Annotated in this window: 22 protein-coding genes and 1 pseudogene; 19 read left to right on the forward strand and 4 right to left on the reverse strand. The window is 44.8% G+C overall.

Translation table 11 applies throughout. From position 1 onward, the window contains the following. Nucleotides 1-47: 47 nt before the first annotated feature. From ACRRSX_RS01030 to ACRRSX_RS01060, 7 genes are all read left to right on the forward strand, one after another. Nucleotides 48-3,647, forward strand: coding sequence for an alpha-amylase family glycosyl hydrolase (locus ACRRSX_RS01030; RefSeq protein WP_432455060.1), 3,600 nt, complete (start codon nucleotides 48-50; stop codon nucleotides 3,645-3,647). Between the two features lie 111 nt (nucleotides 3,648-3,758). Continuing rightward, a complete protein-coding gene (locus ACRRSX_RS01035) occupies nucleotides 3,759-5,177 on the forward strand; it encodes a UbiA family prenyltransferase (RefSeq protein ID WP_432455059.1) in 1,419 nt (472 codons plus the stop codon). Nucleotides 5,178-5,180: 3 nt separating this feature from the next. Continuing rightward, the gene (locus ACRRSX_RS01040) at nucleotides 5,181-6,485 is read left to right on the forward strand and encodes an FAD-binding protein (RefSeq protein ID WP_432455058.1); all 1,305 of its coding nucleotides are present in this window, start codon (nucleotides 5,181-5,183) and stop codon (nucleotides 6,483-6,485) included. Further along, entirely contained in the window at nucleotides 6,482-7,216 is a 735-nt protein-coding gene (locus ACRRSX_RS01045) for an SDR family oxidoreductase (protein ID WP_432455057.1), read from the forward strand. Before ACRRSX_RS01040 ends, ACRRSX_RS01045 begins: the two co-directional genes overlap by 4 nt. Then, nucleotides 7,213-7,620 carry a GtrA family protein gene (locus ACRRSX_RS01050; protein WP_432455056.1) on the forward strand — a complete coding sequence of 136 codons (408 nt, stop codon included), beginning with the start codon at nucleotides 7,213-7,215 and terminating at the stop codon, nucleotides 7,618-7,620. The genes ACRRSX_RS01045 and ACRRSX_RS01050 overlap by 4 nt, the downstream gene beginning before the upstream one ends. 274 nt (nucleotides 7,621-7,894) lie before the next feature. Next, nucleotides 7,895-8,368, forward strand: a complete 474-nt coding sequence (locus ACRRSX_RS01055; RefSeq protein WP_432455055.1) for a cupin domain-containing protein — start codon at nucleotides 7,895-7,897, stop codon at nucleotides 8,366-8,368. A 95-nt stretch (nucleotides 8,369-8,463) separates the two neighbouring features. Continuing rightward, a complete protein-coding gene (locus tag ACRRSX_RS01060) occupies nucleotides 8,464-8,970 on the forward strand; it encodes a GNAT family N-acetyltransferase (RefSeq protein ID WP_432455054.1) in 507 nt (168 codons plus the stop codon). Between the two features lie 117 nt (nucleotides 8,971-9,087). Here ACRRSX_RS01060 and ACRRSX_RS01065 read toward each other — a convergent pair whose 3' ends face one another. Further along, complete coding sequence (locus ACRRSX_RS01065; RefSeq protein WP_432455053.1) at nucleotides 9,088-10,470, reverse strand: NAD-dependent succinate-semialdehyde dehydrogenase; 1,383 nt, start codon at nucleotides 10,468-10,470, stop codon at nucleotides 9,088-9,090. Between the two features lie 499 nt (nucleotides 10,471-10,969). On the opposite strand from ACRRSX_RS01065, the gene ACRRSX_RS01070 reads away from it, so the two are divergent. Then, on the forward strand, nucleotides 10,970-11,608 hold the full coding sequence (locus ACRRSX_RS01070; protein WP_432455052.1) for a glutathione S-transferase family protein: 639 nt from the start codon (nucleotides 10,970-10,972) through the stop codon (nucleotides 11,606-11,608). Nucleotides 11,609-12,189: 581 nt separating this feature from the next. Here ACRRSX_RS01070 and ribB read toward each other — a convergent pair. Next, nucleotides 12,190-13,293, reverse strand: coding sequence for a 3,4-dihydroxy-2-butanone-4-phosphate synthase (gene ribB / locus ACRRSX_RS01075; RefSeq protein ID WP_432455051.1), 1,104 nt, complete (start codon nucleotides 13,291-13,293; stop codon nucleotides 12,190-12,192). Nucleotides 13,294-13,675: 382 nt separating this feature from the next. Between ribB and ACRRSX_RS01080 the strand changes: the two genes are divergently transcribed. The 9 genes from ACRRSX_RS01080 to ACRRSX_RS01120 all read left to right on the forward strand — a co-directional run bounded on the left by ACRRSX_RS01080 (nucleotide 13,676) and on the right by ACRRSX_RS01120 (nucleotide 23,784). Continuing rightward, the gene (locus ACRRSX_RS01080) at nucleotides 13,676-14,611 is read left to right on the forward strand and encodes a D-ribose ABC transporter substrate-binding protein (RefSeq protein WP_432455050.1); all 936 of its coding nucleotides are present in this window, start codon (nucleotides 13,676-13,678) and stop codon (nucleotides 14,609-14,611) included. Nucleotides 14,612-14,690: 79 nt separating this feature from the next. Continuing rightward, the gene (locus ACRRSX_RS01085) at nucleotides 14,691-15,275 is read left to right on the forward strand and encodes a DUF2291 family protein (protein WP_432455049.1); all 585 of its coding nucleotides are present in this window, start codon (nucleotides 14,691-14,693) and stop codon (nucleotides 15,273-15,275) included. A gap of 5 nt (nucleotides 15,276-15,280) precedes the next feature. Next, the gene (locus ACRRSX_RS01090) at nucleotides 15,281-16,798 is read left to right on the forward strand and encodes a sugar ABC transporter ATP-binding protein (protein WP_432455048.1); all 1,518 of its coding nucleotides are present in this window, start codon (nucleotides 15,281-15,283) and stop codon (nucleotides 16,796-16,798) included. A 2-nt stretch (nucleotides 16,799-16,800) separates the two neighbouring features. After that, entirely contained in the window at nucleotides 16,801-17,877 is a 1,077-nt protein-coding gene (locus tag ACRRSX_RS01095) for an ABC transporter permease (protein WP_432455047.1), read from the forward strand. A 111-nt stretch (nucleotides 17,878-17,988) separates the two neighbouring features. Next, entirely contained in the window at nucleotides 17,989-18,819 is an 831-nt protein-coding gene (locus ACRRSX_RS01100) for a transketolase (protein WP_432455046.1), read from the forward strand. Further along, complete coding sequence (locus tag ACRRSX_RS01105; protein ID WP_432455045.1) at nucleotides 18,812-19,756, forward strand: transketolase family protein; 945 nt, start codon at nucleotides 18,812-18,814, stop codon at nucleotides 19,754-19,756. The genes ACRRSX_RS01100 and ACRRSX_RS01105 overlap by 8 nt, the downstream gene beginning before the upstream one ends. A gap of 1 nt (nucleotide 19,757) precedes the next feature. Continuing rightward, entirely contained in the window at nucleotides 19,758-21,251 is a 1,494-nt protein-coding gene (locus ACRRSX_RS01110; RefSeq protein WP_432455044.1) for an FGGY family carbohydrate kinase, read from the forward strand. Nucleotide 21,252: 1 nt separating this feature from the next. Continuing rightward, nucleotides 21,253-22,671, forward strand: a complete 1,419-nt coding sequence (locus ACRRSX_RS01115) for an L-fucose/L-arabinose isomerase family protein (RefSeq protein WP_432455043.1) — start codon at nucleotides 21,253-21,255, stop codon at nucleotides 22,669-22,671. A 168-nt stretch (nucleotides 22,672-22,839) separates the two neighbouring features. Continuing rightward, nucleotides 22,840-23,784 (forward strand): sugar-binding transcriptional regulator, encoded by a 945-nt coding sequence (locus ACRRSX_RS01120; protein WP_432455042.1) that lies wholly within the window; start codon nucleotides 22,840-22,842, stop codon nucleotides 23,782-23,784. Nucleotides 23,785-24,039: 255 nt separating this feature from the next. Here the strand turns inward: ACRRSX_RS01120 and ACRRSX_RS01125 are convergent, their stop codons facing one another. Then, nucleotides 24,040-24,255 (reverse strand): DUF2061 domain-containing protein, encoded by a 216-nt coding sequence (locus ACRRSX_RS01125; protein ID WP_432456116.1) that lies wholly within the window; start codon nucleotides 24,253-24,255, stop codon nucleotides 24,040-24,042. 90 nt (nucleotides 24,256-24,345) lie between these two features. Further along, nucleotides 24,346-24,501, reverse strand: a pseudogene (locus tag ACRRSX_RS01130) (DUF2061 domain-containing protein); the annotation flags it as partial. Between the two features lie 358 nt (nucleotides 24,502-24,859). On the opposite strand from ACRRSX_RS01130, the gene ACRRSX_RS01135 reads away from it, so the two are divergent. Together ACRRSX_RS01135 and ACRRSX_RS01140 are read left to right on the forward strand one after the other, a co-directional pair. Further along, nucleotides 24,860-25,849, forward strand: a complete 990-nt coding sequence (locus ACRRSX_RS01135) for a transposase (RefSeq protein ID WP_432455041.1) — start codon at nucleotides 24,860-24,862, stop codon at nucleotides 25,847-25,849. Nucleotides 25,850-26,161: 312 nt separating this feature from the next. Further along, on the forward strand, nucleotides 26,162-26,719 hold the full coding sequence (locus ACRRSX_RS01140; protein WP_432455040.1) for a zf-TFIIB domain-containing protein: 558 nt from the start codon (nucleotides 26,162-26,164) through the stop codon (nucleotides 26,717-26,719). Nucleotides 26,720-26,797: the final 78 nt, after the last annotated feature.

Here is a 26,797-nt window from a genome sequence, read left to right on the forward strand (position 1 = left end):
TAGTGTCCGGCCGAATGGAATACGTTTAGTTAATAAGGACAACATTTATGCAAATTGATGCTCGGCGAAGGTTATGCCTGAACGGTTTGATGTTATTCACGCTATTGGTGTTATGTCGCGCCAATGCGGACGTTTATGATCCGCGAAATATGAATGAACGAAAAATGGAAGATGAAGTGGTCTACTTTGTACTTCCCGATCGATTTTATAACGGCGACCAAGATAATGATCTCGGAGGTCTCGAGGGGACAATTTACCAACATAGCTTTAATCCGTCCGACACCGGTTATTACCATGGTGGAGATCTAAAGGGCTTACAACAAAAACTCGATTATATTCAACAGTTAGGCATTACCGCGATCTGGATGTCGCCAGTGCTTAAAAATCTGCCTTTACAGGTGGGGCCCGATGGCACAGAGTCTGCCGCTTATCATGGTTATTGGACCATTGACTTTACCCAGATCGATCCACACTTTGGGAGCAATCAAGATCTTCAGCACTTTGTTGATGAAGCGCATCGCCGAGGGATCAAAGTACTATTTGATGTTATTACCAATCACACCGCTGACATCATCAAGTTTCGAGAGTGTCATAATGCTCAAGGTCAATTCTTGACGAAGCAAACGGTTTGTCCTTATCGCTCTCTCGAAGAAAGTCAAACATCACCCTATACCCCTTTTGTGCCAGAAGCTTTTGCCAATATTAAAAAACCCACTTGGTTGAACGATATCAGTGTTTATCACAATCAAGGTGATACGACTTTTGCCGGTGAAGATGCCTTGAATGGTGATTTTGAAGGGATGGATGACCTTAATACCGAAGACCCGCGGGTCGTCAAGGGCATGGTGGAATTATTTAAGCACTGGATTGATGCTGGGATCGATGGCTTTCGTATCGATACGGTGCGCAATGTCAATATTGGCTTTTGGCGTGAGTGGGCGCCGCAAATTTTGGATTACGCGAAGCAAAAGGGAAAGCCAAACTTTTTTATGTTCGGGGAAGTTTACGATTACAGCGTCGAAAATCGCAGCGAGTACATGACCGTCGGTAATTTGCCTTCGGTATTCGATTTTAGTTTTCAAGGTGTGGTTCGTTCCGTTATTTCGAATGGTCAAGCGAACGAAGCGATGCATTATCTATTTTCTTCTGACGATTATTATATTGGTGCTAAATCGAGTGCAGGCACCCTAGTCAATTTTGTCGGTAACCATGATATGGGCCGGTTTGCTTATTTCCTGCGTAAGGACTTACCTGAAGCTTCTGAAGCCGAATTGATTAAACGTTTTAAGTTGGCCCATGCTTTCATGTTTTTCGCGCGTGGTGTTCCTGTGATTTATTACGGAGATGAACAGGGTTTTGTCGGTGACGGAGAGGATCGGGATGCGCGCGAAGATATGTTGGCCAGTCAAACCGAGTCTTTTAATGACAACGATCTGTTGGCCACAGATGCCACGACTGCAGAAGCCAATTTCGATCGACAGCATCCTTTGTACTTAAGTCTGAAAAAATACATTGATGTATTTAAGTCAGAGACCGCGTTACGCCGAGGCAAGCAGTTCGAGCGCTATTATGACGATAACGATGAAAGTGCTGGCATATATGCCTTTTCACGGGTGATCCCTGAAGAAGGCTTGGATTATTTAGTGGTCTTTAATACCGCCAATCAAGCTAAGCAAGTGAGCTTGGATGCGACGGGCCAGAGCTATCGGTTAGTCTATCAAGAGGATCCCGCAGAGCTAACGCGGCAACAAAATAATCAAGTTGAAGTAAGTTTGGCTCCACTTAGTTTTGCTATCTGGAAGTCGCAGACTGCTCTCGAAGCGGTGGATTTATCAGAGGCGGCACTCTCATTTACTGGGGTCAATAGAGGGGATGTGATTAGTGCCCGCAGTCGTATAGAGGTGACGGTTGACGGATTGAAACCAGCGGCAGTTGATTTGGCTAAAATTGAGTTTTCATATCACGAAAAAGGGAGCACAGAAGAAATTCAATTAGGAGCTGATTGGTCAGCACCTTACAGGATTTTTTGGACGCCTACTGGCATTGACGATGGGACTCAAGTCGAGTTGACCGCTACTTTGGTGAATACCCAGGGTCTGCAACTCAGTCAGTCGATTGATTTAGTGGTTGATCGACGGATCCCTGACGAAATCTCCTTGCACTACCAAAATGGCAATCGTCGCACTCAGGCATTTGCGATTAGCGACCAAGGGGCATTTCGCGGACCACTTGCGGTGGAACAGAACCAGATCCAACTACCGTGGGGCGATAATGATGCGGCACAATTTGTGGTGTTTGAGTCTTTCGATGTCAAAACCGGGCGCTATCAGTATGACCGACCGTTTTTGGTTGAGCGCTCTCATTTAGTACAAGGAAGCCACCAACTCAAAGATGGCGGTCTTAAATCCGATATTTTTGTGAATAATCTGCAACAGTTGACTAAACAAGAGCATGCGGTTGATCAAGCCTTACCCCCGACCTTGACACATATGGTCGACCCGCTTGAACAACCTTTTTTCTTGCGAGGTTCGATGAACGGATGGGCGGCCGTTGACCAAATGATTAAGCAAGCCGACGGCTCCTATGCAGCCACTAGACTGGTTAAAATGGGAGGCAGTGAATTCAAGTTTTCTGACGCTAATTGGACGGCGTTCAATTTGGGAGGGGCGTATGGAAAACTTGGTTTAGTGCAGAGTGATAACCCAGCAAATCTTAACGACATCTTTGTTCGTGATGAGCTCTTTGAGTTTCGTTTGTTCACCATGTCTGATGAGCAAGGGCTGGTGTATCGCTTTCATCATTTGCAGCCAGTACCTGGGCCTTTGGCGAAACCTGTGGCCTTAGAATACCTACCGAAACATTGGAAAATTAAAGGCGATTTACGTTTTGCTTATCTTGATAAAAATAAATATCAGTTGAAAGTTCGTATTGAGCAAGCGGGGACTTATGCACTAAAAATGGATGGCATAGCCGTATCAGACAATAAAAATATTAAAGTTGATCAGAAAGTCGCTGTCAGTACTGGCGAGTCGGATGACTTAACTATTGCGGTGGAACATCCAGGCAGCTACATCTTTAGTTTAGATGCTAAGGATCTCGAGCATCCTAGCTTACTGGTTTATGAAGATACTCACGGCAAGGTTGATCTCGGTCCTTATGCCAAAACCCTATATTTACGGGGTTCGATGAATGGCTGGAGCACTTCTTTACCGATGGGGTACAGCGGGGCCAAACGATATTCGTTGGTCGTATATCTCAGCAAAGGGACTTATCAGTTTAAGTTGGCTGATGAAAGTTGGGGCCCAAGCAGCAATATTGGCGGCGATGCTTCAGTCGCCATCGCTCAAGAGATTGAGCTGGTTACGGCGGCAGACAGCGGTAACTTAAGTATGACGCTGGTGGATGACGGGGTGTACCAGTTTACTTTGTTTGCTGCGAATAAGAGTAAGCCTTTACTCACCTTAGAAGAACTTCATCAAGTGATTATTCACTATTACCTGCCAACAGAACAACGCTGGGAAACTGAATTCGTGGATTTAGAACCACAACAAGCAGGCTTTGAGACTTGGTATATCGAATCGCTCGGGACGACATTCGCCAGCGAGCAAGAAGCTCTCGCGGCCTTGGACGCGAGCGAAGAAAGTTAAGCCTCGATAGTTCTAATTTGCTTACCGACGTCTTTTAAACATCGGTAAGCATACAAGAAATAAGGAAATGTTGAGAATGAATCGCGGTATAAGCAACAAGGAAATCCAACGATGAGTGTTTGTCCTTTGGTGGTCGATCTCGATGGAACGCTGTTAAAAACTGATTTGTTATTTGAATCTTTGATGGCATTTTTACGCCGCCATCCACTGCAAGTTTTACGTTTATTTTGGTGGGTAATTCGGGGGAAGGCCTATTTTAAACATCAGTTGGCTAACTGGGTTGAGTTGGATGTGACCGTGATGCCCTACCACCTAGAATTGTTAGATTATCTCAAGGAACAACAAAACTTAGGGCGCAAATTGATCCTAGCAACGGGGTCGGATTTTGGTTTAGCCACTCAGGTCTCAGAGCATTTAGGGTGTTTTGATAGCACCTTTGGCAGTAGCTTGCATCTAAATTTAGTGGGTAATAACAAACGTGTATTGCTCGATAAACTTTATGGTGCCGGGCGTTATGATTACGCCGGAAATTCCGAGAGTGATTTGTCGATATGGGGATCTGCGCGTCGTGCATTAGTGGTGAATGCGAAGCAAGGGGTGCTTAAAAAAGCTGGTGTTTTAGCCCCAATCGATCGGGTTTTTTTGCCAGAACGAGGGGTTTGGCGTGGTGCTATTCGAGCGATGCGTTTGCATCAATGGGCAAAGAACAGTTTGGTTATGGTTCCTTTATTTTTTGCTCATCAGTTTGCCGACCCGAATATTTGGTTGAAAGCCTTAGCGGCTTTTGTTGCCTGTGGTTTATGTGCGTCTAGCGTATATTTACTCAACGATTTACTCGATTTGACCGACGACCGCCATCATCATAGTAAACGCCGACGCCCTTTTGCCGCAGGGCAAACGCCGATCCCTTTGGGTTTGCTTATGATCCCGCTGCTGTTAATGGTTACAGCGGTTATTGTGAGCTGGCTCCCGCCGATGTTTGGCAAGGTCTTAGCGGGTTATTATCTACTGACAATGTTATATAGCTTTTACTTGAAACGGGTGGTGCTGCTGGATGTGCTGGCACTGGCCATGCTGTACACCTTTCGGATTATCGCGGGTGGTTTTGCAGTTGGCATTGCGTTGTCTTTCTGGCTGTTGTCGTTTTCGGTCTTTTTCTTCTTAAGTTTGGCGATTGCGAAACGCTATACCGAACTCATGGTTGCGAAACGAACCCAGAAGCAGGAGTTGCGCGGAAGAGGCTATGAAACCGACGACATTACGCTGATTGCTTCCTTAGGGTCGGCGAGCGGTTATTTATCGGTGCTGGTACTAGCGCTATATATTAACAGCCCCACAATTACTGCTCTTTATACTCATCCGCAATTAATTTGGCTGGTTTGTCCGGTACTGCTGTATTGGATTAGTCGGGTATGGGTGATCGCCCACCGAGGCAACATGCATGATGATCCGATTATGTTTGCGCTCAAAGATCCAACTAGCCTGGTTTTAGGCTCGGGTATAGTTTCAATTATATTAATGGCGATTTAAATTATGAGTGAATTTCAGTCTTGGGGGCAGGTGCCATACGCTGAGCAGCATGTGTCTCCCTTTCTTTGGCGTCATCACAATCCATATCCGGAAGTTGATGCGCAGACCAATATTTTACCCTATGGCAATGGCCGTAGTTACGGTGACAGTTGTTTGAATCACACTGGAAGTCTGTTAAACATTCGACCGCTGAAACGTTTACTGTCATTTGACCGAGTGCAAGGGCGTTTAACTTGCGAAGCAGGGGTTTTGCTGAGTGAAGTTTTAGCATGTATTGTTCCTCATGGTTGGTTTTTACCGGTGACGCCCGGTACCCAATTTGTCACGGTTGGCGGGGCGATTGCGAATGATGTGCACGGCAAAAATCACCATGTTGATGGTACCTTTGGGGTACATGTTGAATGTTTTGAACTGCTGCGTTCTAACGGTGAACGTTTGCTTTGTTCATTGCAACAAAATAGCGAATTGTTTCGTGCCACGATTGGTGGTCTAGGTCTCACTGGAGTGATTACTTGGGTGGAGTTTCGGCTTAAAGCGATCGGCTCGAATATGATTGATTCAGAGAACGTGAAATGCCGTAATCTTGATGAGTTTTTCTCTTTGGCCGAAGACTCTGATCAACAGTATGACTACACCGTGGCTTGGATAGATTGTTTGGCCAGTGGCGCATCACTTGGCCGAGGTATTTTCATGCGTGGTAATCATGCCTCGCAAGGGGTCAAGTCAGCGCCTCGTTTTTCCTTATCGGTGCCGTTGACCCCGCCAATTTCACTGATCAATAAACTCAGTCTGAAGGCCTTCAATTTTGCTTATTACCATAAGCAGATGGAGAAGGTTCACCAACAACGTACTCATTATCAACCGTTTTTCTATCCTCTGGATGCTGTGGGTGAATGGAATCGGATCTACGGACCTAAGGGATTTTACCAATATCAGTGTGTGATCCCTCTGGCTGATGCGAAAGCAGGGATGAAAGCGATCCTAACGGAAATCTCTGCTTCTGGCTTAGGCTCATTTTTGGCGGTATTAAAAATGTTTGGTGCCGTCGCCTCCCCTGGATTGCTGTCGTTCCCTCAAGAAGGAGTCACCCTAGCCTTAGACTTTCCTAATCAAGGCGATAAAACGCGTCAATTAATGCAAAAGCTCGACGATATCACCTTCAATCATGGTGGGCGGGTGTATCCAGCGAAAGATGCACGCATGTCAGCGGAGCATTTCCAACATTATTATCCACAGTGGCGTCAACTGGAAGCCTTGAGGGATCCTAGACATAGCTCCAGTTTTTGGAGACGGGTAACAGAATTATGAAAATATTAGTCATTGGCGCAACCTCGGCAATTGCTCAATCGGTCATTCGTTTGTACGCTGTCGAAAAGGCCGAAATTTACTTGATTGCTCGAGATGCAGAAAAGTTATCAACGGTGTGTGCTAACGCAGAAGTATTGGGCGCATCGCGAGTGCATAGCTGTTGTGGCGATCTCAATAATTTAGCATTTCAAATCAAAGCGCTTGATGATGCTCAAGTTCAGTTACAACGTTTCGATTTGGCTCTGATTGCACATGGTACGCTCCCAAATCAACAAGACTGCAGCCAGTCGGTGGATGCAACTCTTGCCGCCATTGAAACAAACTTTACGAGTACCGCCGCGCTACTCACTGAACTTGCGAACCGCTTTGTGACTTGGCAAGCCGGCACCATTGCCGTGATTAGCTCGGTTGCTGGCGATCGGGGGCGTCAATCCAATTATGTGTATGGTGCGGCGAAAGGCGCTTTGAGTATTTTTGTACAGGGCTTGCGTAATCGGCTATACCGCAACAATGTTGATGTGTTAACCATTAAGCCTGGCTTCGTTGATACGCCCATGACGGCAGACTTTAAAAAGGGGTTGTTATGGGCATCGGCAGATCAAGTTGGGCTAGGGATTAAAAAAGCGGTTACTCGGCGACGTTCCGTGGCTTACTTACCTGGATTCTGGTTCTTTATTATGAGTATTATTCGGCTCATCCCAGAAATACTATTTAAGAGGATGTCGCTTTGAGTTCTCGTTTAATCGTTCTGTATATTTTATTCGCCATCGCCGCGACTTGGGGAAATTTGACCACTCAGTGGTTGAGTGATCAGATTTATAAAGGGCCGGGGCAGTTTTATATTTCGTTGTTTACGGGAACTTTTGTTGGGTTATTGCTTAAATATTGGTTAGATAAGTCTTACATTTTTTATTTTCAAACCGAAAGTCGTGGTGATGATATACAAAAGTTCATCTTATATAGTTTTATGGGAGTTATCACCACCGTACTATTTTGGGGGACCGAATTGCTTTTTGCATTGTGTTTCGTCGATCTAGAGGGGGCCAAGTATGTGGGAGGTATCGTTGGCTTGGCGATGGGCTACCTACTAAAGTTTTACTTAGATAAACGCTATGTGTTTGTTACTGCAAATTAGTCATAGGGTACGACTTGACGACTGCTTGGGGGCCTGACAATGAGTTAGGCCTTTCTATTTTGAGTGGAATGAAAAGCCAGCTCTCTGGGCGGGTACTATTGACGGACCAATGGATTTTGAAATTTGCGTGACTGGCCGTGGGTATACGCGTTTTTAGCTGTGTTGGCTAATCGGATGAGTGGGGCGTTCATTCATTTTAGGCCGAATTCAGTGCACTTGGCTGCTATTGCAAGTACACTTTTGGCTGGATTCGAGCAGCAAATGGAGCAACTAAATGATGGATATTCAGTCGATCAATGTCGAATTAATACCAGAAAATAGCGCAAAAGCACTCTATCCTGAGCCATTTGCGTCGATGGTTAAGAGCCGGCGTAAAAGAAAGTTAGGTGACTACTTTGGATTGATGAATTTTGGTGTAAATTTGACGACTTTAGCACCTCATTCGATCTCTGCACTCAAGCATCATCATTCTAAACAGGATGAATTTATATACATTGTTTGCGGAACTCCAACCTTGATTTACGGTGAAAAAGAAATTCTCATGTCTGCCGGAGACTGTATGGGTTTTAAGGCGAATACAGGCATCGCTCACCAACTCATCAATCGGACTGCGTTTGAGGTGAGTTATCTAGAAGTGGGGGATCGAACGCTGGACGATGCCGTTGCATATCCTGATGATGACCTCGCTTTGATTCATGAAAAGGATGGTTCCTGGTCGGTATTACACAAAGACGGCTCAGCCTATTAGCCCGCTCATGTGTTCATCAAAACAGTCGCTAGTTAAGTTGTCGCATTGTAAGATGCTGGCGTCTGTTTAGCTTGGCTTATAGAGAAGGATTGTGCGTGGAAATTAGGTTTGGACGGCAGTCAGATATCGCTGCAATTACCGATATATTTAACTTTTATATATTGAACAGTTACGCTCGTTTTGAAGAGCGCATATTCACGCTGGAGGATCGCCAGCAATGGTTTGAGCAATTTCGGGCCGACTCAAAATATCAGCTTTATGTTGCCTGCCATGAGAATGACATTTTGGGCTTTGCTTGCTCTCAACAATACCGGGCGATTGAAGCATTTGACGATACTGTCGAGGTGACCATTTATTTACTTGAACGGGCAAAAGGGCAACGCGTGGGATCATTATTGTACCAGCGTCTTTTTAGCGAACTGGCTACTCAGAATGTTCATCGAGCGCTTTCTGGTATTGCGTTACCAAATGCAGCATCGATTGGATTGCATCAACAATTTGGATTTAGCCAAGTGGGAGTGTTTGATCAGTATGCGAAGAAAAATGGCCAGTATCTCAGCGCGATGTGGTTAGAAAAGGTGTTTTCTAATCATCCCGCTTAAGCATTCATCAGTCTGTTATGGGTGATAGCGAGCATTTAATTTTATAAAGTCAGTGGATTTTATTCATTGTAAATAAAACTGGGCGGTAACCACCCAGTTTTTTAATTCCTGCTCATCCTAGAAAGGGGCGTCGATATCAACCACATTCACCAGTTTATGGTTGACGAACTCTTTGATCCCTAAACCAATCAGTTCGCGACCATAACCGGAGTTGCGTATTCCTCCGAAGGGGAGATCTGCTTTTACCATGGTTGGATGGTTCACGAAAACCATTCCAGTAGAAATGCGGTGGGCAATTTGTTCGCCACGTTTTTCATCCGCAGTGAATACTGAGCCACCTAAACCAAATGGCGAATCGTTGGCAATATTTACCGCATCATCTTCATCTTCAGCGGGTAAAATCATTGATACTGGTCCAAAGAATTCCCAATAGTAAGCCGGATTATCGGCCGTAAGGTTGGTTAAAATAGTTGGCTGTACAAAAGCTCCCTGCTCTGGGACTTTAGGGCCGACTTCAGTTGCCGTAGCACCATAAGCCACCGCTTCTCGGATCTTCTGTTTCACTTCATCTGCGGCGGCTTGCGATGATAAAGGCGCTAATGTTGTTTCCACATCCATCGGATCGCCAGCCTTTAATGCGGCAACCCCTTGGCTATACAGGCTTAGAAATTCATCATAGACAGATTTGACAATAATCATGCGTTTAGAGGATACGCAGACTTGACCACCGTTCCAGTGACGGCCAAATACAGCCCATTTCACGGTTTTTTCGAGTTCTGCATCTTGCAGTACCACAAAAGCATCAGCGCCGCCAAGTTCAAGGGTTGATTTCTTCATTGCTTTACCTGCTTGAGCGGCCACAACTGCCCCAGCTCCTTCTGAGCCCGTCAAGGCTACGCCGCGAACAAGTGGACTGCTAATGATTTTTTCAACTTGAGAGCGAGTGGCATATAGCTGTTGGAATGCGCCATTGGGTAAACCCGCTTCAGACATCAATTTAGCAAATGCAGCTGCGGCTTGAGGAACATTAGAAGCATGTTTGAGTAGTAAAGTATTGCCAGCAGATAGTTGTGGCGCCAAAATGCGGGCAATTTGATAGAAAGGAAAATTCCAGGGTTCGATCGCTAGCAGTACGCCGAGTGGTTCATGGTGTAAGGTTGCTTTGGAGTCTGCTACTGGCAATGTTTCTGGGGCGAGCAGTGTTTCTGAGTGTTTAACATAGTATTCCATGATCTGAGCGGATAGCTCGACTTCGGCTTCAGCTTCAAGCAACAGTTTGCCCATTTCCAAGGTTAGGATCTTGGCATATTTAGTTTTGTTCTCTCTTAGTATATCGGCCGCGCGTTGTAAAATTTCTGCGCGCTGAGCAAACGATGTTTCACGCCATTTTAAAAAAGCTTGGTTGGCATTGTTTAGCGCCAGCTCGACTTCGTCGTCGGTCGCGTCAGCAAATGTTTTGATTAGGTCGCCAGTATAAGGATTCACGCTTGCGTAACTCATAAATAAAACCTCTAGAAAAATAGACTTTGGTGGTGAAGAGATGGCTGTCGGGTCATCGTGTATGGATAGACTGCCGCAGCCGCTTAGCATTGCTTGAATGAAGCCGATTTGGCAGAAAAACAACAACTCAAATGGCTTAGGAATAAGATAAATTCTTTTCTTTAAACAAAACCTTAAGCGATTTCGATGAGGTAATTATGATGATAAAGAGTGGATAGAAGAAATTGTTTCAAACTATCTTATTGATAGTTTTTCCTGATGAGTCAACGTTGATACCACATCTTTGACCCCGACCTCATTTAAGCTGGGGCCTTCCGGTAGGGTTTGTGGCTGGTCTCTGGGTAACCGCTGGATTAATTTCAGCGGCGACACCTAGCGTTTTCAACTTTGCTTAAATACAGCGCTAGTGAAAAATGCAGCCATAAGTCATCAAGCCTAGGTGTAATCCTTGCTTGGATCGGTCAATATGAATTGCTTACAAATTGAATAGGAAATCAGCGTGTATCAACTTTACTACTATCCAAATAACGCAAGCTTAGCCCCGCATTTTTTGTTGTTTCATATGCAGCTCAAGTATCAATTATTGCTGGTTGACCGGAAATCCAATTTTCAAAAATCGCCAGAGTATCTAAAGCTAAATCCAGTGGGGCGAATACCGACACTGATTGATGAGGGGAGGGCAATTTTTGAAAGCACTGCCATTTGCATACATTTGTGCGAACAGCATCCCGAGCACCAGCTTATTCCTGACTTGGGGAGCAGGCTGCGCCCCTTGTTTTTTCAGTGGTTAGCTTATTTAAATAATACCCTTCAAGCGGAATTGATGGTTCGTTACTATCCGCACCGACACACCGACGATGCATGCGCCATTCCGAATATTGTAGCGGCACAAGATGAGCGGATCGCGGAAGCGTTAGCAGTGATTAATGCTCAGTTAGTGGGTAAACAATACTTGTTGGGTGAGCAGATCAGTGCATGTGATTTCTTCTTGTTTATGTTGGCCGAATGGTCATTACCGAGTAAGATCTCGCCTTTAGATTTTGAAGATTTGGCTGCCTATTTAAAACGTCTGTCGGCGCATCCAACAATTCGAGCGGTTTGCCAGTTAGAAGGGATTGATTTGACTCCTTTTGAATAACGGTGGGCTCAAGATGAGCCATGATTGAATTCACCTCGGCACGACCTTGGTAGGCCTTGCCGAGCGCAATCATCGTCTCTCCAAAGGCTTTATGCCTAACTATAATCACAATCCCAAAATCGACAAGCAAGCTCTGGCTTGATCTGATGCTGCGGTTTTGGCTGTCAGTAGACACTCTCGAAGTCTGTGTAAGATCAACATCTCTTGTTGAACTTTTGTTTTTACGGAAGCTGCTCGGGTATTTCGTCTATTACTGGCCTCAAAAGCTGCCAAGGTGTCCTTAAGCTCATTTTGTTACCACGAACAAATGGTTTTATATGTTGCGCAGGGTTCAGTTCTACATGATGCTCCATTGCTGAAAATACTCTGCCCTGCTAATGAGAAAATTATCGAGGAAATTATCGAGACAGCCATCTTAAGATACGATTGCATGAGTGACTGCCCCTGCTCATTTCTGTCAAGAGGAAATTATCGAGACAGCCATCTTAAGATGCTATTGCATGAGTGACTGCCCCAGCTCATTTCTGTCAAAAAAACGCTTCAAAGGTGGTCAAATTATATTGTTGTTCGGTAGTTGCGGGCTAATCTTGGCTGATTTCATATTTGTGAAAGGTATCTTCAATGCTGAGGTCAAATCCAGAGAGCGCGCCATACTTAACCGTGCTTGAAGTCAACAAACGCATTTTATGCACTCCTAAATGTTGCAATATTTGCGAGCCGATGCCTATTTCACTGCTTGCATATGGACTGTTGTTGCTACCTTGATTCAGCTGATTCAAAATAGCTTGGGCACTGAGTTGTCGACCAATGAGTACCAATATGCCACCAGTGAGACTGCTTTGGATTTGCTCCAAGGCGTCTTGAATATTCCACTTCTTGCTATCGATCTTAAATAGATCGAGTGGATAATTAAGCGCATGCACTCGCACCAGCGGGGCGCAGGCTTGGTCACTTTGAAAGTGCTCGCTTACTAGCGCGTAATGTAACTGTTGATCGATGGTATCTTGATAGGTCATGAGTTTGAATCTGCCATGTTGAGTATTCAGATGTTGCTCTAAAATACACTTCACGACTGTTTCGGTTTTTAATCGAAATTTGATTAAGTCAGCAATGGTTCCCAACTTGATATCATGTTTTGCTGCGAATTCTTCTAGCTGCGGCCGGCGGGCCATACTGCCATCCGGATTCAGAACTTCGATAATGGCACAAGATGGTTCAAGACCTGCAAGTTTTGCCAAATCACATCCCGCTTCAGTATGGCCCGCACGGATTAATACGCCACCAGGTTTGGCGACGATAGGAAAAACGTGTCCAGGAGAGACGATGTCTGAAGGCTGCGCAGCGTCACGGCTGGCCATCTTAATGGTATGAGCTCTATCTTGAGCGGAGATCCCTGTGCTAATTCCAGTGGCGGCTTCAATGGAAATGGTAAAATTGGTGCCATATTGTTCGGTATTATTTTTTACCATAATGGGCAGTTTAAGCTGCTGGGCGCGTTGTTCGGTAATAGTTAAACATAGTAGTCCGCGACCTTCAGTCACCATGAAATTAATCATCTCTGCAGTGATGTTCTCGGCAGCAACTAATATGTCACCCTCATTTTCTCTATCTTCATCGTCCATCAGGATGACCATCTTCCCGAGTCGAATATCTTCAATGATGTCTTCAATGCTACTTAAAGTCATATTTCGTGCTCGCTTGAATTTAAAATTACCAGTGAATATATATGCTAGCGTTGCAGTTTAGCACTTTCAGGTGCGATTTTCATGAGTTCATTTGTGCATGTTTCGTTATCTGGATACAACTTTATTCCAATATATAAATCCTTTTAAATCAGTTAATTAGTATTATTTAGGCTTGGTTTCATCCTTTCCAACAGGCTGGCGTATGGATCGTTATCAGTATTATTTTTGGACCGTTTGATGTGCGGTTACGAGCAATTTATATTCAATGACTGTGATGCTGCTCAGGTTTTGTACATCTCGATGTGGACAGATTTTAGATCATTCACTAAGCTGATTTTGAATAAATAACGTTACGTGAATATATATTCAAGGGGTGATTATAATGATAAATAAAATACTAACTATCAGCGCATTAGCGTTAGCGACTACCTTCTCTAGCTTGTCTATGGCTGATAACGGTTTAATAGCAATTATTACGCCGTCCCACGATAACCCTTTCTTTAAGGCGGAAGCGATGGGGGCAAAAGCGAAAGCAGAAGAGCTGGGCTACACAACCTTGGTAGCGTCTCACGATGATGATGCCAACAAGCAAGACCAGCTCATTTCAACTGCAATCGCGAGAAATGCCAAGGCCATTATCCTCGACAATGCGGGTTCTGATGTGACTATCGGGGCTCTCGAAAAAGCTAAAAAAGCCGGGGTTCCAGCCTTCTTGATTGACCGTGAAATTAATAAAACAGGTATTGCGGTTTCTCAAATCGTATCCAACAACTATCAAGGTGCTCAGCTTGGCGCAGAGAAGTTTGTGGAATTGATGGGAGGAGAGGGGAATTTCGTTGAACTCTTAGGTCGTGAATCTGATACCAACGCCCATGTTCGCTCTCAGGGTTACCATGATGTGATCGACGATTACACCGACATGAAAATGGTGGCTCAACAAACTGCAAACTGGAGCCAGCCAGAAGCGTTTAATCGCATGGAGTCTATTTTACAAGCCAACCCAAATATTAAAGGTGTGATTTCGGGGAACGATACCATGGCTCTTGGTGCCGAAGCTGCGCTTAAAGCGGCTGGCCGGAGCGATGTGATTGTGGTGGGTTTTGACGGCAGTGATTATGTTCGAGATTCCATTATTGCGGGCGCAAATATTAAGGCAACGGTCTTACAACCAGCCTGGGACCAAGCGCAAATGGCGATGGTGCAGGCCGACAAATATATTAAAACTGGCAGCACAGGCTTAGATGAAAAACAATTAATGGATTGTTTATTGATCGATGAAAGCAATGCGAAAAACTTAGATACCTTTGCAATGAAGTAAATCCAATAGGAGCTAAGGCTTGCTTTAGCTCCTTTTTCTACTCGGCAATATCCAGTGGTATGTAAAGGATAGTTAGAACATGAGCGTGATGAATTTAAGCAAGTTTTCTTTAGTTCCATTGTTTTGTGTGGCGCTATTGGGATGTGATGTCGTTAAGTTGGACCAAAATGGCAAACCAATTATTCCGATGACTGCAAAAGAGGCTGCATCTCTTCAAAATTTAACACCAGAGGTGCTCGCAGAAAAATTTTGGGGGGACATTTTAAAAGAAGCAAAGGTCAAATCTAAACCGCTTGAACAGGGGAATAGTGGCGGCCTCAAAAGCCAGTTTGTTCGCATTAGTGGAGTGGTTGACCAGGTTGATGATAGTAAAAAAGCCGCGACAATGACGGTGGTGACCGGTGACCAACATGTGGTGTTACAGATTGGCCCGATCGTACGTGGCAACTCCATTAGAGATGCGACCAGTTTCATTAATTTTGACGACTTTAAGAACCAAGTTCAGTTTGCTCGTTTATCAAAAGAGCTGAATAAAAAAGCAATCCAAAATTTTGCTCGTCCTGATAGCTCTTGGGCCGGGAGTCCGGTCGAAGTATTAGCGGCCGTGACTTATAAAAATATGGGTGTCACACAAGTGATTCCTCTTGAAGTTATGAAGAGGTAGTCGGCATGAATTCGATGAATAAAGACATCATCATGAGAGCAGAAAATATCTCGATGGTATTTCCTGGCACCAAGGCCTTAGACCGTGTTTCGTACAATGTATACCGTGGCGCGGTGAACGTGATTATCGGTGAGAATGGTGCTGGTAAGTCCACCTTAATGAAGATACTCGCAGGGGTACAGAAGCAAACCGAAGGGCAAATGTTTATCGCAGATCAGCCGATCGCTTTCGATAGTACTCGTGGTGCGGCTGAACATGGCATTGGTATGGTTCATCAAGAGTTGAACCTTTCAGAAAATCTTACGGTTGCAGAGAATATTTTTCTTGGGCGTGAGAAACAGAAGGGTATTTCTCCCATCGATAATGCGAGTCAATGTGAGCTTGCAGCAAAACTCATGACACGTCTGAAACAAGATATTAATCCGAATGACCTAGTTGCCAACCTTAAAGTGGGTCAAAAGCAGCTGGTTGAAATAGCGAAGGCACTCTCAACTGAAGTGGACATCTTGATCCTCGATGAGCCGACTTCGGCCTTGAGTAAAAAAGAAGTCGACATTCTGTTTGAGGTGATCCGTGACCTTACCGCGCAAGGCGTTTCGATAATTTATATTTCTCACCGTTTAGAAGAGCTGATGGAAATTGGCACTTACATCACGATCTTAAGAGATGGCAAATTCCAAGCCGAAGCCGCGGTTGAAGATATCAGTGTTCCCTGGATTGTGCGTCAAATGTTAGGCAGTGATCCGGTGGTCGATTTTCTTCCGGAAGATAGAGAATTTGGAGTCAAAGTTCTCGAGGCGGAGGGCATTACTTATATCAATGAGTCTGAAGCGAAAGTGGTCAACGATGTGACCTTTTATGTTCGAGAAGGGGAAATTGTTGGTATTTATGGCTTGATGGGGGCAGGGCGAACCGAGTTGTTTGAGTGTTTGGTTGGGAAAGCGACTTACGCTGGCCGTTTTTCTTTAAATGGAAAAATTATTCGAGCCACTACCACCACTCCCGACCGAGTCAAAATGGGCATTGGATTGGTCCCGGAAGATCGCAAACAATCGGGTATTTTCCCGGTTAGTTCGGTGGCCAGTAACTTGACAATTTCAAGCCTTTGGAAGCGTTTAAAGGGGCTCGCTATCTCTGAGCAAGAAGAAGACAAGGCGGTTGCGGAAGCGATCGATAAATTGTCGATTAAAGTTTCTTCACCGAAAGTGGAAATTCAGGCTTTAAGTGGCGGGAATCAACAAAAAGTAGTGATCGGTCGTTCATTGCTCACTGAGCCGAAAGTGCTGCTGCTGGATGAGCCCACTCGAGGTATTGATGTTGGGGCGAAAGCAGATGTGTTTGAAATGATGGTTAAACTTTCCGAGCAAGGGATAGGCGTGTTGTTTTCCACCACCGATCTGAAGGAAATCATGGCGGTTTCGGACAGGATATTGGTGATGTCTAACGGCAAGCTATCAGCAAATGTTTTGCGTAGAGAGACCACCGAAGAAGAATTAGTACTAGCAAGTGCGCAGGGATTTTAATTATGAAAGCCAAAGTAATCGAGGGCATGGCGATGCCAACATCTCAGTTTAATTCAGCAAACATCGGTTTGATGTTATTGAAGTTAAGAACTTTTATAGCATTATTCATTATCTTAGGATTTTTCTCATTTACCGTGGATGGATTCCTTGCTCCGGGTAGTTTAATCATCATGGTTAAACATATCTCGATCAATGCTTTTCTCGCCTTGGGAATTACATTTGTCATCATCACCGCAGGTATCGATCTATCGATCGGTGCAACCCTTGGGTTTTGTGGCATGGTTGCAGGCTTCATGATTTCTAAGGGGATCGTGTTACCCATGTTTGGCATTGCTATATTTCCCAGTGTGTGGGTGATCGTGCCAACTGTAATGGTCGTTGGGGGCCTGATTGGTGCATTGAATGGAGTTCTTATCACGCGTTACAACGTTGCGCCCTTTATCTGTACTTTGGGCACCATGTATGTGATTCGGGGAGCTGCCATGTTGTTGTCTGGGGGAGAGACATTTCCAGGGCTACAGGGGAACGCGTTACTGGGTAATACGGGCTTTGACCAGATTGGTGCGGGTTATTTGTTTGGTATTCCGTATGCCATCTGGATGATGTTTGTGGTTGCGGCAATTATTGCATATGTGGCTAAAAAACTGCCCTTTGGTCGACACGTATATGCGATTGGTGACAATGAGCGGGCGGCTGAGCTTTCCGGAGTGAAAGTGAAAAACGTCAAGATTTGGGTTTACACCATATCCGGTTTGTGTGCGGCGATTGCAGGTATTGTGGTGACATCTCAATTAGTTGCAAGTCATCCTGCAACTGGTACTGCCTTTGAGATGAATGCGATTGCTGCCGTGGTTCTCGGTGGAACTTCTTTAGCCGGGGGACGTGGGACGATTACAGGGACGCTTATTGGTGCCTTTGTTATTGGTATTTTGGCTGATGGCCTAGTCATGATGGGGGTGAGTGAATTCTGGCAAATGGTGATCAAAGGCATCGTCATCATTGTTGCGGTTATTATTGATCAGATGCAAAGCAAGATGCAGTACAAAGCTGCGATTACGTCTCAGAAGTCTGTTGACTAGGTTTATTGTTGGAGAAGCAAAATATCGTCTTGTTCACATTTTGATCTTTTGACGCTATTTTTTTTCTCCCCATGAATATATATTCAGTATTGAATATATTGGAGGTTTGTTATGAATCCTTATCGTTTATCAATTGATGAACTTGCTAAGAAAGCCACCGATATTCGCAAACGAATTGTGGTGCTAAATGCGGAAAGTCCCGCTGGTGGACACACTGGTGCTGACTTATCGCAAGTCGAGCTCGTCACATCTTTATATTTTCGAATTTTAAATTGCTCTCCTGATCGGCTCGATGATCCAGAGCGTGATATTTACATTCAATCGAAAGGCCATGCTGCAGGTGGCTACTACTGCTGTTTATCTGAGGCGGGTTACTTTCCAAGTGATTGGTTAGCGAGCTACCAGCACCCTGATTCCAAATTGCCGGGCCACCCGGTGAAACACAAGACGCCGGGCGTGGAACTTAACACTGGAGCGCTTGGTCATGGTTTACCAGTCGCCGTTGGGCTTGCATTAGCGGCCAAAAAGTCGGGTAGCCAGCGAAAGATTTATGTATTGACTGGGGATGGTGAATTGGCCGAAGGAAGTAATTGGGAAGCGGCTTTAGTGGCAGCCCATTATGGATTGGATAACTTAATTATTATCAATGATAAAAATAAGCTGCAGTTAGCGGGCTTTACCAAAGACATTCTGCAAACCGATCCCTTGGATAAGAAATGGCAAGCCTTTGGAATGCAGGTGAGTGAATGTGAAGGCAATAACATTGCGTCGGTCGTCTCGGCTCTGGAAAGTTTGAAGCCCGAGGGAAAACCGCATGTGGTGATTGCCAATACCATTAAAGGTGCGGGGATCTCGTTTATTGAAGGGCGTCCAGAATGGCATCACCGAGTTCCGAAAGGGGAAGAAGTCACTTTAGCGTTGGAGGAGTTGAATCATGGCTAACGCAGAGCATTTTGCAAATATTATGGTTGAACGTTTTATCGCAGCTGTGAATCGAGGGGTCGATCTTGTGCCGGTGGTTGCCGATTCAACCTCTACCGCGAAGATTGCACCGTTTATTCAGGCTTTTCCTGATCGCCTCGTCAATGTTGGGATCGCCGAGCAAGCCTTGGTGGGAACGGCGGCCGGTTTAGCGCTTGGCGGAAAGGTCGCGGCAACCTGTAATGCGGCGCCATTTCTGATCTCACGTGCGAATGAACAGGTTAAGGTGGACGTTTGTTATAACAATACTAATGTGAAGTTATTTGGTCTTAATTCGGGCGCTAGTTATGGCCCCTTGGCCAGTACTCACCATAGTATCGATGATATTTCGGTGATGCGGGGTTTTGGCAATATTGAGATTTTTGCGCCGGCATCGCCCTTACAGTGTCGTCAAATTATCGATTATGCGATTGAAAAACAAGGCCCTGTTTATATCCGGATGGATGGTAAAGAACTCCCTGAGTTATTTGAGCAAGACTATCAGTTTAAACCGGGACAGATTGATGTATTAGCAACAGGCTCTGACCTGGTATTCGTGGGTATGGGCTCAGCCATGCATGAAGTTGTCGCGGCGGCCGAGCAACTTCGTGAGCAGGGAGTTTCGCCGAAAGTGCTGTGTATCTCTTCGATCCGACCGTGCGATGTTGAGCAGTTAGCCAAGCTTTTGGCAGGTATAAAACATGTGATTAGCGTGGAAGAACATAATGTCAATGGAGGCGTCGGTGCTTTGGTTGCGGAGGTGATTGCTGAATTTGGTACGGCAAGTCGTTTGAAACGGCTTGGGATCCCAGATGGTGGCTATGCCTTAGCGGCCGATCGTAAATCATTACGCGCACATCACGGGATTGATGCCAAGGGCATCGTGAGCCATGCGCTTGAGATGCTCAAGGAGAACTAATATGTCTCAGCCGTTTATCCTCGCCATTGATGAGGGGACCACCAATGCCAAAGCGATTGCCGTGAACCAAAGTGGCGAGGTATTGGCGAAGGGCAGTGTGGGTCTTGAATTGACTCACCCTCATCCGGGCTGGGCGGAGCAAGATCCAGAACAAATTTGGCGGGCAACTGTTGCAGCCATCGAGCAATGCGTGGTGGCGCTTGAGCCTGATTTGCTCGCTGGTATCGCGATCAGTAATCAACGCGAGTCGGTGTTAGTTTGGGATCGTAAAACTGGAGCGGCCTTAACACCGTTGGTGAGTTGGCAGTGCCGTCGCTCGGAAGCAATTTGTGAGCAGGTCGGCCAAAAGCCGGAAGCCCAACAAGTCAAAGCCTTAACCGGATCGGTGATCGATCCGCTTTTTCCTGCATCAAAGATCCGTTGGTTGTTAAATCATATCGACAACGGAACGGAACGGGCATTACGGGGTGAGTTATGTGCCGGAACGGTCGACAGTTGGTTGGTTTGGAAATTGAGTAACGGTAAGCAATTTGTTACCGATGCTTCTAACGCTTCGCGTTACCAATTGTTCAATATTAATCGCTTTGCATGGGATCCCTTATTGTTAGATTTGTACCAGATCCCTGTGCAATGCTTGCCAAAAGTGGTTGCCTCTAGCGGTGAGCGAGGCCTAACACAAGGTTTATCCTTTGTTGCCGATGGTGTGCCTATTTTGGCGCAAGCGGGTGATTCTCATGCGGCTCTATATGGTCAGGGTGGGTTTAATCCCGGAGTTGTGAAGGCGACTTATGGTACTGGTAGTTCGTTGATGGTGCGCATCGAACAGGCACCTAAACACGATTTTGGCGTGTCGACTACGGTGGCTTGGGATGATGGTAAACCCAGTTTGGCGATGGAAGGAAATATTACCCATACCGGCTCGGCGATTAAGTTCATCTCTAAAATATTGGGGATCTTGGATATCGACACGCTCAGCCAGCTTGCTTGGTCGGTCGAGGATGCAAATGGTGTCTTTTTTGTGCCCGCGTTGGCGGGTTTGGGAGCGCCGCATTGGGACGTGAAGGCGCGAGGTTTAATTACTGGCTTAACCGATGCCGTCACACCCGCACATATTGCCAGAGCAGCTTTCGAATCGGTCGCATACCAAGTGGCTGATTTATTGTTTGCGATGGAAGCTTCTGCCGAAATCTCACTATATGAGCTTTCGGTTGACGGTGGACCTACCCAAAATCGTCAATTGATGCAATTTCAAGCAGATTTACTACAAAAACGGATTGTGAAACGCGATGTTGTTGAAGTTTCAGCTCTTGGCGCGGCTTTTCTTGCGGGTAAAGCTTTAGGCTGGTGGCCAGACGCCGCCAGTCTATCGAAGCTTTTGCCAGCGAGTGAAGTCATCACTCCAAATCCAAATATGATCCATATTCACAATAATTATAAGTCGTGGAAGCGAGCGGTTCAGCGAACTCGTTTTCAAGCTAATGACGGAGAGGTCTAGAATGAAAGATACCCAACAACAAACTACCTTAGCGGTTTTATTTGGTAACCGTAATTTCTTCCCAAGTTACCTGCTGGATGATGCCCGCAAAGATACTCAAACGGTGTGTGAAAGCTTAGGTATTAAAACCATTATGTTGTCAGATACCGAAACTCCCTATGGAGGGGTGGAGACCTATCAACATGCAAAAATTGCCGCCGAAATGCTCAAACAGCATAAAGATGACATTCAAGGGATCTTAGTTTGCTTGCCAAACTTTGGTGATGAAAAAGCAATTGCCGATGCCATCCGTATATCTGGTGTGAATGTTCCGGTACTAATTCAAGCGGAATCCGATTCGCTAGATAAGATGGGCTTAGCCACCCGTCGTGACAGTTTCTGTGGCAAGATTTCACTGTGCAATAATCTTCGCCAATATGGCATTCCTTTTTCACTGACAACTCAGCACGTATGTGAGTTGAAAAGCGATGTATTTCTAAAAGATTTAACTCAATTTGAAAATGTTTGCCGGGTTGTTAGCAAAATGAAAGGTTGCCGTGTGGGGGCGATTGGTGCCAGACCTGCCAGCTTTAATACTGTTCGTTATAGTGAAAAAATTCTTGAGCGTTTGGGCGTTACCGTTGAAACGATTGATTTGTCGGAAATTTTCGCAAGCGTAGACAATGTGCAAGATAACGATTTGCGGATTGCCGAGAAGCTGAGCTTATTGAAGTCGAATGCAGATACCCAAGAGATCGCCGAAGACAAGTTGCTAACAATGGCTAAATTGTTTGTGGTGATTAGCCAGTGGATTGCCGAAAACGACATTCATACCACCGCCATTCAGTGTTGGACCTCGTTGCAGAAAACACTGGGGGTAAATGTTTGTTCGATTATGAGCGTGATGTCTGGCCAGCTGATCCCAAGTGCCTGTGAAGTTGACGTGATGGGAGCGTTGTCGATGTACGCGCTGTCCATGGCTTCGCAAAAACCAGCATCGATAGCTGATTGGAACAATAACTTTGGTGAAGATCGCGATAAGTGTGTGTTATTCCACTGTGGTAACTTCGCGACCTCAGAATTAGATAATCCTTTTATGAGCACCGCCGATATTATTGGCACCACGGTGGGTTGTGGGAATACTTGTGGCGCGATAAATGGCCGGATGAAACCAGGTCCGCTTACTTATTTCCGCCTTTCTACCGATGACTTTACCGGGAAAGTAAAATCTTACGTTGGCGAAGGAAAATTCGTTGATGATGACTTAGATACTGTTGGCTGCCGCGCGGTGGTTCAGGTTAAAGAGCTGGAAACCCTACTCTCGCATATTTGTAATAATGGTTTTGAGCACCATGTTGCAATGAATCACTCGTCAACTGGGGATGTGCTTTATGAAGCATTCACCAAGTACTTGGGGGTTGAATGCTACCAACATAGTTAGTGGTTTGAGATTTCCATCCAAGATAAGTTTTTGAAAGCTTGTTGAGGGCCTTGACCAACTTGCCTCGCAAGTTGGTCTTTTTTAAACATAAGCTTTTCGTGAATTTATATGCAAAATTGAATATAATTGCGGGCAAGTATATCCCGTATATTTGTTGTAAGGATGATTATGTTGAAGAGAGACGAACAGCGATTATTAGTCAAGATTGCCACACTTTATTACAACGAAGGTAAAAAACAGTCTGAGATCGCGAAGAAGCTCGACCTTTCTCAATCATTTGTTTCTCGGGCGCTTTCACGTTGTACCAAAGAAGGCATCGTTAAAATTAGTGTGGTTCAACCTGCCAACGTGTACCTAAATCTAGAAGCTGAATTGCAAAATAAATATTCTTTGATGCAGGCGATTGTGGTGGATGTGGCAGAAAATGCCGATGAGTATATGATCAAACGGGCAATCGGCTCGGCTGCCGCGCACTATATGCAAACCTCTTTACCAGCTAGCTCCTTAGTGGGCGTTTCCGCTTGGAGTGGCACCATTCGAGAAATGGTTGAACAGTTACATCCGCTTAATGTAAAAGCAAATGGTGTTGTTCAACTATTGGGAGGGGTTGGAGTAAATGGCAACGCTCAGGCTTCTATGCTTACTCATTCATTAGCCGAACTACTCAATTGTCAGCCTCATTTATTGCCGTCTCAGAGTATCGAAAGAACAGTTAATTATAAAAAAATGCTACTCAATACCGAAGAAGTCAGCTCAGTGGTCAGCCTCTTTAATCAAGTGGATTATGCCTTGGTTGGGATTGGCATGCTGGAGCCATCTCATTTATTAAAGTCTTCTGGTAACTACTATAACCCTGACATGTTGGAAGAGCTCTCTAAACGCGGTGCGGTTGGTGATATTTGCTTGCATTATTTTGATGCTGACGGGAACGCCGTGTTAGCCGAAGATGAAGATCCGGTGATAGGTATGGATCTTAAGTTACTTAGAGACTGTCCTCGGGTGGTTGCCTTAGCTGGTGGTTTAGATAAATTGGCGGCGATTAAAGGCGCACTTACCGGTGGTTATTTAGATATTTTATTTGTAGATGTTCATACCGCAAAGAAATTGATTTAATCCTTTTAGGCTGGCAGCTTTGCTGGTTTCACACCCAGAGTTTGTGAGTTATTGAAAAACATAAACATGCTGTTTCTACTTAGCACATAAATCATCTTTGGCTTACAAAATACGCAGAATGATATCGCTTCAAGCCAGCTGAATGCTGGCTAACATGCTAAAACACCAGCAATACTTAAATCGACCGCTAATGTTGCCTGTTGCATCAATAAGCAGTCATCAAGGCTTTGATTAAAAAAGAGGATGCCAGCATCTTTATGATGCGTAGTGCATACTTCCCTTAGCAAAATCAGTCTGCTGAGTTCTGCGTAGCCATACTTTTTCGTGGAAGAAGTAAGCCACCGAGTTAATTGTTGGTTCAATCGTCGCCATCAGACCACCAATGAAAGAATCGCCGGTTAATGTATAGGTGACCATAAATGCCACACTGAAGTGAATCACCGCAAAGCTTATCGTTTTCACTTGTGTCATCGATTCATGACGTTTTAGAAATGAGATGTTCTGCCAAGCTTTTTCGTGAGCATAAAAAGCGCAGGTATTGATTGAAGGTTCAATCATGGCAATTAAGCTGCCGAGCAAGAAGTCACCGGTTAAAGTAAAAGCGACCAAGGTTGCAATGGTAAAGTGAATTGCTGCAAAAGTTATTGTCTTGATCATCGTGTTGCCCCTAAGAATTTTCTCTATGTCGATGTGGATATTATTGAGAATTATTCGCATTACTTAAAATGGATAGTTTCGATGAGTACGATAGTTTTGGGCTATCGAAATTAAATAATTGATTGTTTGTCAAGTGAGGTAGGCAAAACTCAAGCTAAATCTGGTGCCGCCAAATGCTGAAGACATGTGTCATCGTTCGAGTAGAAGTGCTGCATGATGAACACATCGATGCTGAAGGCAGTTCTGAGTGCTGGATTGAACTCAATGAGAAAGAGATATCTAGAGAGATAACTAGACATCCACCCCAACTAGCCAAATGCCAGTAATAATCTAGAGAGATAACTAGACATCCACCCCAACTAGCCAAATGCCAGTAATAATCTAAACTATCAATAGTTGATTTTTGGGAGTTATTGCCATGCCTCGGTCAAGACAGTCGCAAGTGAGCTTATCGGATACATCTTACTATCATTGTATTTCCCGCTGTGTTCGGCGGGCTTTTTTGTGCGGTAAAGACCAACACACAGGTAAAAGCTATGAGCACCGTCGCCAGTGGGTGGAAGATTATTTGCTCAAATTGACGTCGGTGTTTGCCATTGATGTTTGTGCTTATGCAGTGATGAGTAATCATACTCATGTGGTATTGCACATCGATAAGGCCAAAGCTAAAGCTTGGTCCATGGATGAAGTGTTAGAACGCTGGCATAGTCTGCATCAGGGCACCTTACTGACTCAGATGTATCTCAATTCTGAGTTAGGTCCGAAGTTAAGTGAGGTGCAACTACAGGCCATTCACGCCACAGCTGAAGTCTATCGGACTCGCCTTTTTGATTTAAGCTGGTTTATGCGCCATTTGAATGAATACATTGCTCGAGCTGCCAATAAAGAAGACCAATGTACCGGTCGTTTTTGGGAGGGGCGTTTTAAATCTCAAGCCCTATTAGATGAAGCAGCCCTAGCAGCTTGTATGGCTTATGTGGATTTAAACCCCATTCGCTCAAATATAGCGAGCACGCCTGAAACCTCGGACCACACCAGTATCAAACAGCGCATTCAGCAAGCCAAACAAGGTCAGCAACCCAAGCCGCTAATGCCTTTTGTCGGTAATCCCAGAGAAACCATGCCTAAAGGCTTGCCTTTCGAGTTACAAGACTACCTGCAACTGGTGGAACTTACCGGTCGCGTTATCAGAGAAGATAAACGTGGTTATATCGATGATGCACAAGCGCCCATTTTACAGCGCTTACAAATCGATGAGGAAAGCTGGTTAGCCTTGAGCACGGGTTTAGAGCATCACTTCGCCAGTGTGGTTGGGGCTGGGCATTCACTAGAACGCTACAAGCGTGAGCACAATCAACTTCGCATCAAAGGTATGGCAGCTGCCAAGCGCTGGCTCGATGTTGGCTAAGTAATTTATGGTCTGATTTTTGTCGACCGAGTAGGTCTTTAGCAAACCTAGAAACACTGCGTCCACGAGCTTGTTTATTGCGCTATCTCGCCATAAAAACGTCTATTAATGCTACAACTTTTACATTCAGGTCGCTTTCTGTGTATGAGGAGTTGATACTCATCGCATGATGTTGGTGGTTCAATTGAAGCCTTAAGATGGCTGTCTTGAATAATTTTGCGAAAAGGTGTTATTGTTGGTTTTGTTTTTAGAATGGGTGTCTAGTTTATTGAGAATGGGTGTCTAGTTTATTCAGTTTTCACGAGGGAAATTATGAATTGTACAAGTTGTAAAAATGGAGCGTTATTTCCGAGTTTTATTGACGGCCAATTTCGTGCACATACGTGCTCAAATTGCGGTGGTAACTGGATTTTAATCGAAGACTACGTTTCATGGAAAGAAAGAAATCAAGACTACAAATTTTCTGAAGATATTTCGATTGAAGAATCTGAAGTAATGGATAACAAAAAAGCTATGTTGTGTCCGTCATCTGGGACAATAATGAGAAAATTTAGAATATCTTCTCAAAATGAACATAAAGTCGATTATAGCTCTGTTGTTGGTGGATTATGGTTAGATAAAGGTGAATGGGAATTATTAAAAAGCGAGGGATTAGCTGGTTGTTTAAATTCAGTAGTAACACAAACTTGGCAGCGTAATATTCGTCAAGATAGCGCAAAGCAAAATCTTGCAGATATTTATGAATCTAAATTTGGTGTTGAAACTTACTCTAAATTAAAAGAAATGCGTGCTTGGTTAATGTCACAAGAACATAAATCAGATTTAAGAGCTTACCTTTTGGCAGAAGACCCTTATTCCGCAGATAAGTAGTAAAACAACATAACAAGCCATTGCAGTGCTGGGATTTTTACAGTTGGATTCTCTCACTGCGTTCGGGTCTTAGCCAAC

The sequence above is a fragment of the Agarivorans sp. QJM3NY_30 genome, assembly GCF_050870855.2.
In the GTDB taxonomy this organism is placed as follows: Bacteria; Pseudomonadota; Gammaproteobacteria; order Enterobacterales; family Celerinatantimonadaceae; genus Agarivorans.

Coding starts and splice junctions, on each gene's coding strand:
- ACRRSX_RS01030 (WP_432455060.1), top strand. CDS start 48: ATGCAAATTGATGCTCGGCGAAGGTTATGCCTGAACGGTTTGATGTTA.
- ACRRSX_RS01035 (WP_432455059.1), top strand. CDS start 3,759: ATGAGTGTTTGTCCTTTGGTGGTCGATCTCGATGGAACGCTGTTAAAA.
- ACRRSX_RS01040 (WP_432455058.1), top strand. CDS start 5,181: ATGAGTGAATTTCAGTCTTGGGGGCAGGTGCCATACGCTGAGCAGCAT.
- ACRRSX_RS01045 (WP_432455057.1), top strand. CDS start 6,482: ATGAAAATATTAGTCATTGGCGCAACCTCGGCAATTGCTCAATCGGTC.
- ACRRSX_RS01055 (WP_432455055.1), top strand. CDS start 7,895: ATGATGGATATTCAGTCGATCAATGTCGAATTAATACCAGAAAATAGC.
- ACRRSX_RS01065 (WP_432455053.1), bottom strand. CDS start 10,470: ATGAGTTACGCAAGCGTGAATCCTTATACTGGCGACCTAATCAAAACA.
- ribB (WP_432455051.1), bottom strand. CDS start 13,293: ATGACTTTAAGTAGCATTGAAGACATCATTGAAGATATTCGACTCGGG.
- ACRRSX_RS01080 (WP_432455050.1), top strand. CDS start 13,676: ATGATAAATAAAATACTAACTATCAGCGCATTAGCGTTAGCGACTACC.
- ACRRSX_RS01085 (WP_432455049.1), top strand. CDS start 14,691: ATGAGCGTGATGAATTTAAGCAAGTTTTCTTTAGTTCCATTGTTTTGT.
- ACRRSX_RS01090 (WP_432455048.1), top strand. CDS start 15,281: ATGAATTCGATGAATAAAGACATCATCATGAGAGCAGAAAATATCTCG.
- ACRRSX_RS01095 (WP_432455047.1), top strand. CDS start 16,801: ATGAAAGCCAAAGTAATCGAGGGCATGGCGATGCCAACATCTCAGTTT.
- ACRRSX_RS01100 (WP_432455046.1), top strand. CDS start 17,989: ATGAATCCTTATCGTTTATCAATTGATGAACTTGCTAAGAAAGCCACC.
- ACRRSX_RS01105 (WP_432455045.1), top strand. CDS start 18,812: ATGGCTAACGCAGAGCATTTTGCAAATATTATGGTTGAACGTTTTATC.
- ACRRSX_RS01110 (WP_432455044.1), top strand. CDS start 19,758: ATGTCTCAGCCGTTTATCCTCGCCATTGATGAGGGGACCACCAATGCC.
- ACRRSX_RS01115 (WP_432455043.1), top strand. CDS start 21,253: ATGAAAGATACCCAACAACAAACTACCTTAGCGGTTTTATTTGGTAAC.
- ACRRSX_RS01120 (WP_432455042.1), top strand. CDS start 22,840: ATGTTGAAGAGAGACGAACAGCGATTATTAGTCAAGATTGCCACACTT.
- ACRRSX_RS01125 (WP_432456116.1), bottom strand. CDS start 24,255: ATGACACAAGTGAAAACGATAAGCTTTGCGGTGATTCACTTCAGTGTG.
- ACRRSX_RS01135 (WP_432455041.1), top strand. CDS start 24,860: ATGCCTCGGTCAAGACAGTCGCAAGTGAGCTTATCGGATACATCTTAC.
- ACRRSX_RS01140 (WP_432455040.1), top strand. CDS start 26,162: ATGAATTGTACAAGTTGTAAAAATGGAGCGTTATTTCCGAGTTTTATT.